This is a genomic window from Paenibacillus sp. FSL H7-0940, assembly GCF_037979415.1.
Classification (GTDB): Bacteria; Bacillota; Bacilli; order Paenibacillales; family Paenibacillaceae; genus Paenibacillus; species Paenibacillus amylolyticus.
Genome location: NZ_CP150280.1, coordinates 490,326 through 503,606, shown reverse-complemented (window position 1 = coordinate 503,606; position 13,281 = coordinate 490,326). Strand labels below are relative to the sequence as shown.

The 13,281-nt window shown below is 44.6% G+C and carries 10 protein-coding genes; 3 read left to right on the top strand and 7 right to left on the bottom strand.

The features are described from left to right. Positions 1–9: 9 nt before the first annotated feature. The 6 genes from MHB71_RS02150 to MHB71_RS02125 form a co-directional block, all read right to left on the bottom strand. A complete protein-coding gene (locus tag MHB71_RS02150; RefSeq protein ID WP_340028719.1) occupies positions 10–1,917 on the bottom strand; it encodes a beta-glucoside-specific PTS transporter subunit IIABC in 1,908 nt (635 codons plus the stop codon). A 128-nt stretch (positions 1,918–2,045) separates the two neighbouring features. Continuing rightward, positions 2,046–2,897 carry a PRD domain-containing protein gene (locus MHB71_RS02145; protein WP_036668684.1) on the bottom strand — a complete coding sequence of 284 codons (852 nt, stop codon included), beginning with the start codon at positions 2,895–2,897 and terminating at the stop codon, positions 2,046–2,048. 234 nt (positions 2,898–3,131) lie between these two features. Beyond that, complete coding sequence (locus MHB71_RS02140; RefSeq protein ID WP_200868526.1) at positions 3,132–4,562, bottom strand: glycoside hydrolase family 1 protein; 1,431 nt, start codon at positions 4,560–4,562, stop codon at positions 3,132–3,134. 42 nt (positions 4,563–4,604) lie between these two features. Further along, positions 4,605–6,287 (bottom strand): S-layer homology domain-containing protein, encoded by a 1,683-nt coding sequence (locus tag MHB71_RS02135; protein WP_340028718.1) that lies wholly within the window; start codon positions 6,285–6,287, stop codon positions 4,605–4,607. Positions 6,288–6,422: 135 nt separating this feature from the next. Beyond that, positions 6,423–7,880 carry a glycoside hydrolase family 1 protein gene (locus MHB71_RS02130; RefSeq protein WP_340028717.1) on the bottom strand — a complete coding sequence of 486 codons (1,458 nt, stop codon included), beginning with the start codon at positions 7,878–7,880 and terminating at the stop codon, positions 6,423–6,425. Between the two features lie 288 nt (positions 7,881–8,168). Then, positions 8,169–8,462 (bottom strand): MbcA/ParS/Xre antitoxin family protein, encoded by a 294-nt coding sequence (locus MHB71_RS02125; protein WP_340028716.1) that lies wholly within the window; start codon positions 8,460–8,462, stop codon positions 8,169–8,171. 147 nt (positions 8,463–8,609) lie between these two features. Between MHB71_RS02125 and MHB71_RS02120 the strand changes: the two genes are divergently transcribed. The 3 genes from MHB71_RS02120 (at position 8,610) to MHB71_RS02110 (ending at position 11,368) form a co-directional block, all read left to right on the top strand. Then, positions 8,610–9,674 (top strand): suppressor of fused domain protein, encoded by a 1,065-nt coding sequence (locus MHB71_RS02120; RefSeq protein WP_340028715.1) that lies wholly within the window; start codon positions 8,610–8,612, stop codon positions 9,672–9,674. A gap of 26 nt (positions 9,675–9,700) precedes the next feature. Further along, the gene (locus tag MHB71_RS02115; RefSeq protein WP_340028714.1) at positions 9,701–10,462 is read left to right on the top strand and encodes a LuxR C-terminal-related transcriptional regulator; all 762 of its coding nucleotides are present in this window, start codon (positions 9,701–9,703) and stop codon (positions 10,460–10,462) included. 126 nt (positions 10,463–10,588) lie between these two features. Next, complete coding sequence (locus MHB71_RS02110) at positions 10,589–11,368, top strand: hypothetical protein (RefSeq protein ID WP_047843906.1); 780 nt, start codon at positions 10,589–10,591, stop codon at positions 11,366–11,368. Positions 11,369–11,482: 114 nt separating this feature from the next. On the opposite strand, the gene MHB71_RS02105 is transcribed toward MHB71_RS02110, so the two are convergent. Next, the gene (locus MHB71_RS02105; RefSeq protein ID WP_244988058.1) at positions 11,483–13,234 is read right to left on the bottom strand and encodes an ABC transporter ATP-binding protein; all 1,752 of its coding nucleotides are present in this window, start codon (positions 13,232–13,234) and stop codon (positions 11,483–11,485) included. Positions 13,235–13,281 lie beyond the last annotated feature (47 nt).

Sequence of the window (13,281 nt, the reverse complement as noted above, 5' to 3'; positions counted from 1 at the left end):
ATTTTATGGTTAAGCTTTAGCTGTGAACAACAAGTCTTTTTCTTTGATCGTAGTGCGACCAGCAGACTCAATGGACTCATACTGATGCATGTTTGTAATAATGACTGGTGTAATCGTTGTGTAACCGGCTTTTTCGATCTGTTCCCGGTCAAACTCCATCAGTACATCACCTACAGATACCTTTGCACCTGCTTGAACTTTAGGAGAGAAGAACTGACCTTTCAACTTCACGGTATCAATCCCGATATGAATCAACATTTCTGCGCCTGTATCACTTACCAGACCAATGGCATGTCCACTCTTCGATAACGAGAACACGGTTCCGTTGATCGGAGATACGACGCGGCCTTCAGATGGTTGAATCGCGAATCCTTTACCCATAATCTCTTCAGAGAACGCAGGGTCTGGAACTTCGCTCAGCGGTTTAACTTCACCTGTGATCGGGCTGAATACTTGCTCATCTTGCGCTTTTGCTTCTTCAGTTACAGCAGCAGAAGTTGTTGCTGCTGGTGTTGCCGGCTCAGCTGCTGGTGCAGCTACTGGCTCCGATGCATTTTCTTCTTGGAACCCAAGAATGTACGTCAGTACTGCCGCAGCTACGATGGCAATCAAACCACCAGCCAGAGCATAGAGCAGTGTGCTAATTGCTGGACTGATAAATGCTGCCACACTCGGCAGACCTGCAAGTCCTGTAATAACGTACGATTTAACATTGAAGATACCCATGAACCCACCGGCAATCGCTCCCCCGATAAGGGCTGCAATAAACGGTTTTTTGAACTTCATGTTGATACCATACATCGCTGGTTCTGTAATCCCCATGATAGCCGTAAGACCTGTGGAATACGCGAGGGATTTGGTTTTGCTATTTCTCGATCTGAGACCTACACCAAATGCTGCGCCCCCTTGTGCCAAGTTAGCTGCAAACATCAGTGGAATGATAAAGTCGTAACCCAGTGTTGTCATTGAACCAACAACGATTGGCAGCAACGCATAGTGCATACCTGTAATGATCAGCAGTGACATCGTACCACCAATCAAGATACTTGCGAAGATGGACATGTTATCGAACAACCATGAAATACCACCGGACAAACCATTACCAAGAACCGTACCCAATGGACCTACTGTCATCAACGTCAGTGGAACCATAATTAATAGTGTTACTGTTGGAACAACCAAGAGTTTAAGTGAAGCATGTGTTACACGGTCAACGGCTTTCTCTACATAAGAAGCAATCCAGATGGCGAGAATGATCGGAATTACTGTGGAGGAATACGTTGCAGCAATGACTTTAATGCCTGCGAATGTCGAATCCCCTTCTGCAAGTAACGCGGTAATCGTTGGATGCATAATACCCGCGGCGAGTGCTGCCCCAATGTACATATTGCTACCCAGTTTACGTGCAGCACTGATCGCCAGAATGATTGGCAGGAAGTAGAATGCACCGTCACCGATTGCTGACAAAATGATGTAGGTCGAGCTGGTATCGGACAACCATCCCAGAGCTACCAGGATAGCCACGATCCCTTTGATCATACCAGCACCTGTAATCGCTGGCAGAATCGGTGTAAATATACCTGAAATGAAATCGAATAACGCACTTACCGGATTTCTCTTTTTCTTCTCCCCAGTTGAAGCGCTTGAGGTTGCATTATCTGCGTTTGGTGATTTGGACATGTTGCCAACGAGTGCGTTATACACGATAGGCACATCGTTACCGATGATAACCTGGAACTGTCCACCGTTTTCCATCACGCCCATAACGCCTGGTGTATTTTTTAGCGTCGCTTTGTCCGCTTTTTGGTTGTCATTCAGGTTAAATCTGAGTCTTGTCATACAGTGAGTGACTTGATCGATATTCTCTTCGCCACCAACAAGCTTCAAAATATCCTTGGACAATTGTTGTTTATCCATTGTGTTTTGCTCCTTTTATGTGTAATGAAGGTTAAAAAAAAACCTAAACACTGAATAATGACAAAGCAGAAAAGCTTATCATTATTCAACGTTTAGGTTTTGCCTTTTTAGCAGTAACAATCCCAACTTTATTCAATTGTTTGTTCATTTCTGACAACTCGTTCAATATGAATGGTCAGATACAGTATTTCTTCCTTGGACAACACCCGATTATAAATCTTACGCGTATAGTCGCTGATCCTTACTGCACATGCATGTGCTTCCGGATACTGCTTGCTCACCAAGTCATGAAGCGGGTTATCTTCTTCTTTATCTTCAATCGCCGTTCCTTGCAACACACGTTGGGCAAAGAACTTCAGATGAGTTAAAAACCGATAATAACTCAATGAATCTTCATCAAGTTCAATCACGAAGCTACGTCTTACGATGTTAAGTATGTCCTTAACGATGTTCGTAATACTGATCGTTTCCCTCATCTCACCGTTCATCTGGGCATTAACCAGATGCATTGCAATGAATGCGCATTCGTCTTCGGGTAGCAGGACACCTAATGTTTCCTCAATAATCTGTAGCGCCTTGAGTCCAATGGCATATTCCTTCCGGTACATGCGCTTGATCTCCCAGAACAATGCGTTACGGATCTGCAATCCTTGACGATGTCGATCAATGGCAAAATGAATATGATCCGTCAGTGAAATGTAGATGCTTTCATGCAGCTTCTCACCTAACACCGTCTCGGCATAACGGATAATCTCATCCGAGCACTCGACATATTCAACCGGGATATCAGACAGAAGCGTTTTAAGTTTCTGTGATACTTCCTTACTTTCAAGCGAGAATATTTTTTCGACGAGACTCTCGTCAATCGATTCACCAGTATGCTTTTTGAAGGCAATTCCACGTCCCATAACGACCAGTTCGTTTCCTCCCGGATCAATTACGGTAACTACGTTGTTGTTCAGCACCTTCTCAATTTTCATTTCTTCACATCACCTTGCACCGTCAAAGTAGTAAAAGGCAAAACCAAAGCAGGTCACGAAATATGCCCCACTTCTGGTTTTGCCTGATTGAACAGTAACAATCCAGTACTCATTAGCCTTAGGCCCATCTTACCATATAATTATCCATATGACAATGTTTTTGTGAAAGCGGTTAATGTGCGTTAATGTGACATCAAGAAGGTGCTTGCACAACTATGCTTATAGAACTAGTATTTACTCGTTGTTGTTCTTAAGACTTGCGCCATTTGTACTAATAACTTCCTTGTACCAATGGAATGATTTTTTCTTGTAACGATCCAATGTTCCTGAACCGTCATTGTTGCGGTCTACATAGATGAAACCATAACGTTTCTTCATCTCTGCCGTTGAAGCACTTACCAGGTCAATACAGCCCCATGACGTATAACCCATCACTTCTACGCCATCCTCAAGAGCTTCGCCCACCTGTACCAGATGGTCATTCAAGTATTGAATACGGTAATCATCGTTCACCGTTTTATTGCCATTTTCGTCCGTAATCAGCTCATCGACTGCGCCCAGACCATTTTCGACAATAAACAATGGTTTTTGATAACGGTCCCAGTATTTGTTCAAGGTTACGCGCAGTCCTTGCGGATCGATCTGCCAGCCCCACTCACTCGCTTTCAGATAAGGGTTTTGCACACCTGCGAACAGGTTTCCTTTTCCTTCGATACGTTTCTCGGGATCACCAGTCTCACAGATACTTACATAATAACTGAACGAGATAAAGTCTACGGTATGCTTCAGAATTTCAGCATCGCCGTCTTCAAACTTAATATTGATATTATTTGCTTTGAAATAACGATTAATGTATTTCGGATAATAACCACGTGCATGGATATCAGCAAAGATATCATTGCGCTGTTCCGCATGCATCGCTGCAACCACATCATCTGGGTTCGGAGTCAACGGATAGGTAGGCATGCTCAGGACCATACAGCCGATTTTGGCTTCAGGCATAATTTCATGACCCAGTTTAACAGCCAAGGCACTAGCTACCAATTCATGATGGATAGCTTGGTACAGATCCTGTTTGGACAGTTCTGCTTTTGGTGTATAGATGCCGCCACTCATGAATGGCTCCTCCAGGATGGAGTTAATCTCATTGAATGTCAGCCAGTATTTAACTTTGCCTTTGAAACGGTTGAACAGCACTGTTACATAACGCTCGTAGAAATCGATCATTTTACGGTTAACCCAGCCATCATATGTTTTGGACAAATGCAGCGGTGTCTCATAGTGAGAGATCGTTACGAGTGGTTCAATCCCGTATTTGTGGCACTCATCGAACAGGTCATCGTAGAATTGCAGACCTTTCTCATTTGGCTCCAATTCATCACCTTTAGGGAAGATACGGGACCAAGCGATAGATGTACGGAACACTTTGAAGCCCATTTCAGCAAACAGTTTAACATCCTCTTTGTAGCGGTTGTAGAAATCGATACCGATCAGTTTCAGGTTATCTTCTGTAGGTGCTTCCGTTCTAGGCGTTGTAATCCCGTGTGGCATTACATCTTGAACAGACAGGCCTTTACCATCTGTATTATAAGCTCCTTCAAGTTGGTTGGCTGCTACAGCGCCGCCCCATAGGAAGTCCTTCGGAAATGGTGTAGTCATATCAATCATTCCTCTCATTATTTATCATTATAAAGTTGTTTATTGAACTTAGTTTGTTGGCAATTGTTCCAATCGTTGTAGAATCAGCTCCAGCTGAGCACCTGTAACCGACTTCGATGACTCAAATTGATCTTTGGACATACCGGACATAATACCGGCTTTGGCACTATTTTGAACGGCTTCATAAGCCCAATGCTTATCATTCAAATCCTTGAACAATACTACAGTTGACTCGTCTGCATCATTCCAGCCGCGACTCGTCAAAATATGGTCTACGATCACTGCCATCTGTGCACGTGTTACTTCCTCTCCCGAGGCAAATATCTGATTGCTGACACCTTTCATCAATCCTGCCTTAGTCACTGTTGCGATGGCCTGACGAGCCCATTCAGGAGCAGAATCTGTGTACGGGTAAGCAGATTCGGATACTTCAGGAAGATTTAACTTGTCGGCAAGCACGAGGGAGATCTGCGCTCTTGTCACAGGCTCAGTTGGTTTTGTTCCATGCTCTATGTTACCTCCATCCTGTTCCCCTGAAGTTCCTTTGCTTAGTTGGAACAGGTCGGCAAGTACTTCTTTGTTGTCAAAAGCCGGTACCCATGACCAATGCTTCATGCCACCATACAGTCTTTGGCTATCCATGTATGCATCGTCATACAGCGTCATATTGACATGCTTGGCTCCAAGCTCAGTCAAAGCCTGATAAGCCAAAGAGCTTGTCCGGCTGTCAGTGGTTGGATCATTTTTGGCATGCATAATCCATACTGGGACATCCACAATATCTTTCAGTTCTTTTTTGAATGCTTCTACCGATCCGGTGTAATCCGCTACCGTATCCTTGGCCGCTACAATAATCGCTCCAGCAAACAGATCGGGATATTGTGTCAAGAAACGGAAGGCACCACCACCGCCACTGGAAACACCAGACAAATAGATTCGATTCCGATCAACTTCACCTTCAGCAACCAGCTTCTGGATTAACTCATATTGTGCAACAAAATATGCTTGCATTTTAGCCAGTTGTTCAGGGTTATCGTAAATTTTGAAACTGTAATTCTCGGGATACTGTACAGCAAGCACGGAAGTATCATACCCCGATTCTGTCCAGACTACTGCTCCACGATTAGCCGTAAGATGACTTCTACCATCCGTACCTACTTCTCCCCCGCCATGAAGCCATACGACAAGCGGTTGTGCGTTGGTGGAAGGACTACGCTTCAGACGGTAAGACAACGCTTCACCGTTGCTGCCCGTGTACGTACCTTTTTCAAAATCATCGACGGTTCGGGTAACAACCTTATCCACATTGGTCTCATCAAAAGATAGCTCTGGATACGTTTTGTTCGTAACCTTAAATTTTGAAATCATACCTCCAGGATATTTAAACGGCTCGACCTCCATATGGATGGTATGATCCTGAATCGTCAATTTTATCCCGTCATCTTCATACTCATTCTGTATGATCTCTTCCGCTTCATTTAAAGGATAGCCATCATAATTGCCAGTAATTTCGAAGTCTGAAGCTTTCAGATTCTGATATTTCTCCGGATTTGCTACAGTAATGTCAAAGGACTCTACCATCTCTCCAGGATCACCAACATAGGTATTGGCCTGGATTCGAGTAACCTGGTTGCTTTCCGCACCAACGGTTGCTGGCCAGATCACACTCAGACTTAGTGTCAGGGCAAGCATCCATCCCATACTTTTTGTGTTCATGTTCCATCTTTTCAAAAGATATCCCTCCATATGCAATGTTTGCAGCACATAAAAAAGCGGACAAACGCTAATCAGCAGGCCCTCAGGAACATTAAATTCCATTAAACACTAACTGTTATATCAGGTTTGCCCGCTCAGAAAATGTGAGAACTACAGTTGCTCACCATTACTGGAGATTACGTTTTTGTACCAGTCGAATGAATCCTTTTTGGAACGTTTGAGTGTTCCGTTACCTTCGTCATCCAGATCCACGTAGATGAAACCATAACGTTTGGACATTTCGGAAGTGGACATGCTCACAAGGTCAATCGGGCCCCATGCTGTAAATCCAATCAGATCGACGCCATCTTTGATGGCTTCTTTCATTTGTTCGATGTGTTTTTTCAGGTAATCCACACGATAGGAGTCATGGATCGAACCGTCTTCTTCAACACGGTCATATGCACCCAGACCATTTTCTACGATGAACAATGGTTTCTGGTAACGATCCCAGAAGTTGTTCAAGGTTACGCGCAGACCGATCGGATCGATCTCCCAGCCCCAGTCGGATGCTTCCAGATAAGGGTTTTTCACGCCGCCAGTCAGGTTACCCGATGTTTCTTCCTTGTCTGCAGATGCAGATTTGGTTACGGACATGTAGTAGCTGAAGGAGATGAAATCAACGGTATTGTTCAGCAAGGTCTCGTCATCGCCTGCTTCTTTTTGGATCACGATGTCGTTTTCTTCAAAATAACGAGCCATGTAGTTCGGGTATTTACCACGAGCATGCATGTCCGTGAAGAAGAGGTTAATCTGATTCTCGTGTTGAGCCAGACGAACATCTACCGGATTACATGTTGCTGCATAAGTTTCCATACGAGCAAGCATACAACCCACTTGGGAACCAGGCATAATCTCGTGAGCAAGCTTCGTTACCAATGCACTTGCTACAAATTGGTGATGCAGCGCTTGATAAGTGGTTTGCAGTTTGTTATCCACTTTATCGATCAGAATGCCGCCGCCAGTGTATGGGCTGAACAGCATTACGTTAATTTCATTAAACGTCAGCCAGTATTTCACTTTATTTTTATAACGGTTGAACACCGTTTCTGCATACCGAACATAGTGCTGGATTACTTCACGGCCAGCCCAGCCGTTATATTTTTGCGTCAAGCCAAGCGGTGTCTCATAGTGAGACAATGTAACGAGCGGCTCGATGCCATATTTCAACAATTCGTCAAATACTTCATCATAGAATTTCAAGCCTGCTTCATTCGGCTCTTGATCATAACCGTTCGGGAAAATACGTGCCCAGTGAATGGACAAACGGAATACTTTGAAGCCCATTTCAGCGAACAATGCAATATCTTCTCTAAAGTGATGGTAGAAATCGATACCAAAACGTTTCGGGAAACGTTCTTCAAATTTGCCGGAGAGGATCTCTTCGATTCGGGAAGAGGATATTTCCATAGCATGTCCGCCTGTACGCTTCTCTTTGGGAACATGAGCGATCATGTCCGCTGTGGAGAGGCCTTTGCCGTCCTTATCGAATGCACCCTCCAATTGATTGGCAGCTGTAGCGCCGCCCCATAGGAAGTTTTCGGGGAATCCTTTTTTTGCCGTGGTCATGAACAACAACCTCTTTTCGAAATTTATTTTGGTTTTTCCAGGTAAAAAACTGTAATTTAGAGCAGAAAACAAGAAAAACCTAAACTCAAGGTAAAATAGCACCAAAAAAGGAGCTTTCATTTCACCATCAGTTTAGGTTTTGCCTGTCTTCACAGTTACAATCCATCAAAAGATGTTATTGCATATTCTGTTGTGTTTGCTCTTGTAATGTAAGCGTAACATATCTATTTTGCAAAATCAACTTCACTGGATCAACTGATCGTTCACACACTCTCACCATCGAAAAAATTAACGTGGCATACGCATAATCGCTGCCCTTAATGCCTGCGCTCCCTCCTCCGTTTCCAGGTAAACAGCGGGACTTTGGTCCCCTAAAGCCGGGATATCTTTCGCCATCCATTCAAAAGCGTACTCCCCCATTTCACACAAAAGCACCCGACTTATATCTGCCGGAATCCCTTGTAATCGCGCACGTTCTACCCACGCGGGGTCCAACTTTTGTCCAAGTTCTTCAAACAGTTCGGAAAATGAGTCCCAGCTTGTATGATTAAACTCCTTTAAATAGATACCTTTCATACTCATGTAATTTCACTCCCTGGATTGCAATTAATAACACCGAAGTCCTATCTGACACAATTCATCCTTAAGCCGCTTGAATCCGTTTCTGTAACAGGTAGACTTAATTTTAAATGTTTTTCGGGGGAAAGAACAGTCAAGGAGGATTCAATAATGACTCAGGAAGAAAACACATCCGGTTGGGATGCGATTGATCAATCCATGCGTGAATTGTATGGGGAACAAGAGCCAAAACACTACGGCACTGCCCTTCCGTATATTCTTGGAGGTCCCGATCCACTCGATGGCATTAGCGTTTATGCTGTCGATGACCCTATGCCTCACTGGCATTTTGTTACCTACGGTTTCTCAGAATTATATGAAAAAGAGATGCATGATGCATCCAAAAGCGGGTATGGATTTGAAATCACCTTTCGTCTTACACGCAGTGAAGCAGAGACTGATCCGCCAGCCTGGGCGCTGAATCTGCTACAGAATGTAGGACGTTACGTGTTCAACAGCGGAAATATCTTTCAGCCAGGAGATTACATGGACGCCAATGGCCCCATCTGTCTGGAATCCGATACTTTGCTGACTGCTCTCTCGTTTATTGAAGATCCGGACCTACCCGCGGTCTCAACGCCTAATGGTTCAGTGCAATTTATTCAGATGGTTGGCATTACAGGTCGGGAACTGGAAATGATTCAAAGTTGGAATGCTCATGGCTTCCTGTCTGCCTCCTCCATGTTCATGCCCAAATATGTGACGGATCTGATGAGAAATTCGTACGCAGATATTCCTTCGGTTATACAAGCGGTTGAGGATGGAATGGAACAGGACGGGTCCAGCACAGCATTTTTATTCATACAACAACTGGCTTGGGAATCTCCTCGCAAAAAATTGCTGCAAAAATCGGTTCCGGCCAAACTCCAGCTTGGAGCCAAACAAGCCGTATTAGTTGGCACCATCCTTCGTAGCCGAATTTCGAAAGGTGCCTCTCTATCCTTGATCGGACCTGATACTAATATTCTGTTCGAAGCAGGAGAACAGCCAGCCGTATTGGAATCGGACAGACAAGTTACCCTGACGGTGAACAAACAAATTGTTGATGAGCTGGCAGAGAACCTTCGCCCGTTTGAAGGGACATTTGAGATAACTTCATTGGATCGTATTATCGTTCAGATTGTTAGAACAGAAATCAAAGACCAGGAAGGACACGTCATTCAAACGATTGGATGAGAACTGTGCAGCAAGGAGGAAACAACATGCCTGCCATTACATTTGCCTCACGACACGAAGAGTCTCCGAATTGCTCGCATGCAGCAGGAACGGCTCCGTTCGACTATTTACCAAAACCCAGTCTGGACAGGCTTCGTAAAATCAATCATTTCCTGATTCATGCATTCCAGAACAGTATCTCGGTTATCCAAGAGAATTTAACGGGCACTTATCTGTTTCTACTCACAGATAGCAACGGTGTGCTCCTCTCGATGAATTACAGTTCAGATCTTAAAGCTGTAGTAGAAGATTCCCCCATTCGTCCGGGCATGTTCTTCACTGCACAGAGCTGTGGAGTTAACGCCATATCTGTAACGATGGACAGCAACGAGCCTGTAGTGCTGCTGCCCGAGCAGCATGAAAGTCCTTATTTTCAAAGCTGGCATTGTTACGCCGCACCTCTGTTCATGGGATCGCAACATGTAGGTTATCTGGATGTGTCCACCATTAATGCAGATATGCAAGGTGAACTGATCGCCATTGCCAAGCTAATTCCAGCGTACATGCAGAACTGTTATCAGAGTCAACAGACTGCTGAAGTGTGCGACAAACCGGCGGTGGAGTTCACCGAGCGTCAGTTAACCATTCTGGAGATGATAGCCGGAGGCCTCACGGTAAAAGCCATTGCTTTGAAATTAAAGATCAAGGAATGCACCGTGAATCATCACAAAAAAGTGATTTTTAACAAATTAGGTGTGCAATCCAGCACAGAAGCTGTTTCAATTGCCAGCCGAATGTCTTATGTATAGAAGACCCCTATAGATTCCTATAGGTAGTATATGAGAACGTTTGTGCTACAATTTAGGAAGCAGGCAACATGTAGAGAGAGAGAGAGAGAGAGAGAAACAAACACACACACATTTCAGGAGGGTAATATGACAATTCCAAAAAAAGCTTCTTTATTCGCCATGCTCATTATGATTATGCTGGTTGCAGCCGCTTGCGGTGACAAAGCAGATAACACAGCCGAAACAGAAGAGACTACCCCGACAGAAACAACGACTGGTACTGATTCTGATACAGCGAATACAGAAGAAACAGAGAACACAGAACCAGCAAGCGAAGAGCCCAAAGAAACTGATAATTCCCAAGACGTTGAGCTGGGGACTACGGAAAAAGGTTCTTACACCAATGACTATTTCGGCGTATCTCTGAAATTCCCGGAAGCATGGGAGTTCCAGGATGCTGCAGGCATGAATGAGCTGACAAGTGCTTCATCCGAAGCGATTGCTGGTGATGATGAAACGAAGAAAAAACAAATTGAACTGTCTCAGACCAAAACATTGAATCTGCTTATGGCTTCAAAGTACCCATTGGACGGAGGTCAAGTTGGCCCTTCCGCTATGGCCATTGCTGAGAAAGTAAGCTTGTTGCAAGGCATTCGTACAGGTAAAGACTACCTGGAAGCAACCAAAAAATTCATGGTGGATAGCCAGTTCCCTTACGATTATAAGGAAATGACAACGGAAACCATCGGTGGTAAAGAGATGGATCTGATGCAAATCACGATGGATCCAGGTGACGGTTCAACCGTTACTCAAGATTACTATAGTACAATTATTGAAGGATATGCTTTCAACTTCATATTCACTTACGTGGATGATAAGACCAAAGCCGAGATTGATACCATCAAGAAATCGGTTCAATTCAAATAATCGCTTTTGATTACTGCCATTATACGAAGAACATATAACTCAACCCCGATAACGATCTGTGGAGATCATCGTCGGGGTTCTTTTGTCGATGAAACAGACTATATATTGCACTATCTAACTAGATATGGCTACCCAGTGCCCTTCCGTGACTTCTACCCACTTGGAATGTTCCAGATTATAACGGTCCTCTACTTCAACATTTTCTCTTGTTGTTTCTTTGACAACATGTCTCTTTTTCTTCGCTTCCACCGCCGGATCAGGCACGGGAATAGCAGATAGCAAAGCCTTGGTGTAGGCATGTTGCGGGTTGGAATAGAGTTCTTCACTCTCGGCCAGCTCTACAATTTTCCCATTATACATCACCGCCACTCGATCACTGATATGTTTAACCATGGACAAGTCATGCGCGATGAAGAGATACGTCAATCCGAGTCGCTGCTGCAACTCTTCAAGCAATTGTACGATCTGAGCCTGTATCGACACATCCAGTGCAGACAATGGCTCATCACATACGATGAATTCAGGTTCCACAGCCAGAGCTCGTGCAATACCGATCCGCTGTCTCTGCCCACCCGAGAATTCATGTGGATAACGCTGCGCATGGGTAGGATCAAGACCTACCATCTCCAGTAATTCCTCCACCCGCTTCTCTCGCTGAGCGGCATTACCTGCAAGTTGATGAATATCAAGCGCTTCTCCAATGATATCCATAATCCTCATTTTGGGATTCAGAGATGCATAAGGGTCCTGGAAAATAATCTGCATATGTCTACGCATCGTTTTCATCTCCGAAGCCGACAAACGATTGAGTGGGACTCCTTTAAACAGTACATCTCCACCTGTTGGCTCATGCAACCGCAGAATGGCTCGCCCCGTGGTTGATTTTCCGCTACCGGATTCCCCTACAACGCCAAGCGTCTCTCCTTGACGAATATGAAAACTGATATCATTAACAGCCTTTAAGGTATTGCCTTTCCCCAGATTAAAATGTTGTCTGAGTGATTTCACCTCAAGCAACGGCTGATCATCCTCCAGATCTCTCGGGACCAACGATACCGGTTTTGGCTTTTTCTTCTGATCCAGACGTGGTAATGCATTCAGAAGTCTGATCGTATACGGGTGTTTGGGATTAGCAAAAATCTCTGTTGTAGTCCCGGTTTCCACGATCTGCCCTTCTTTCATAACAACAACCCGATCACACATGCCTGCCACTACGCCCAGATCATGCGTGATCAGGATAATCGATGTGCCCAGTTGGTCCTGCATATCTTTCATCAAATTCAGAATCTGAGCTTGAATTGTAACGTCCAGTGCGGTTGTCGGCTCATCAGCAATGAGCAATTCAGGACGACAAGCAAGTGCAATACCGATCATGACCCGCTGGCGCATGCCTCCGGAGAATTCGTGCGGATACTGGTTGTAGCGGATTTCGCTGCGAGTTATCCCCACCCGCTCCATCATCGCGATCGCCTGTTTCTTGGCTTCCCTTTTGGATACCTTCTGGTGTTTGATCAGACTCTCGGAGATCTGTTTCCCTACTTTAATAGTCGGATTAAGAGAACTCATCGGGTCTTGAAAGATCATGCCAATATCACGCCCACGGATGCTCTCCATCTCTTTCTGCGTTTTATTCGCCAGATCGACCCCTTTGAACAGAATCTCTCCATTTTTCATCTGTGAAGGCGGCGATGCAAGCAGCCTCATAATGGAACGTGCGGTTACACTTTTTCCGCTGCCCGATTCGCCTACAATGCCCAGTGTCTCGCCTTTGCGCACTTCAAAACTCACTTCTCGCACTGCCTGAAACTCACTCTCTCCAGAATGAAAAGAGACCGATAGATCATTAACTTTCAATAAAGGTTCCATATCATCACCAGCTCTCATCCGTTTTTCCCATTCACTCATCTCATATG

Coding starts and splice junctions, on each gene's coding strand:
- MHB71_RS02115 (WP_340028714.1), top strand. CDS start 9,701: ATGCCTGCCATTACATTTGCCTCACGACACGAAGAGTCTCCGAATTGC.
- MHB71_RS02130 (WP_340028717.1), bottom strand. CDS start 7,880: ATGACCACGGCAAAAAAAGGATTCCCCGAAAACTTCCTATGGGGCGGC.
- MHB71_RS02125 (WP_340028716.1), bottom strand. CDS start 8,462: ATGAGTATGAAAGGTATCTATTTAAAGGAGTTTAATCATACAAGCTGG.
- MHB71_RS02105 (WP_244988058.1), bottom strand. CDS start 13,234: ATGGAACCTTTATTGAAAGTTAATGATCTATCGGTCTCTTTTCATTCT.
- MHB71_RS02120 (WP_340028715.1), top strand. CDS start 8,610: ATGACTCAGGAAGAAAACACATCCGGTTGGGATGCGATTGATCAATCC.
- MHB71_RS02145 (WP_036668684.1), bottom strand. CDS start 2,897: ATGAAAATTGAGAAGGTGCTGAACAACAACGTAGTTACCGTAATTGAT.
- MHB71_RS02110 (WP_047843906.1), top strand. CDS start 10,589: ATGACAATTCCAAAAAAAGCTTCTTTATTCGCCATGCTCATTATGATT.
- MHB71_RS02150 (WP_340028719.1), bottom strand. CDS start 1,917: ATGGATAAACAACAATTGTCCAAGGATATTTTGAAGCTTGTTGGTGGC.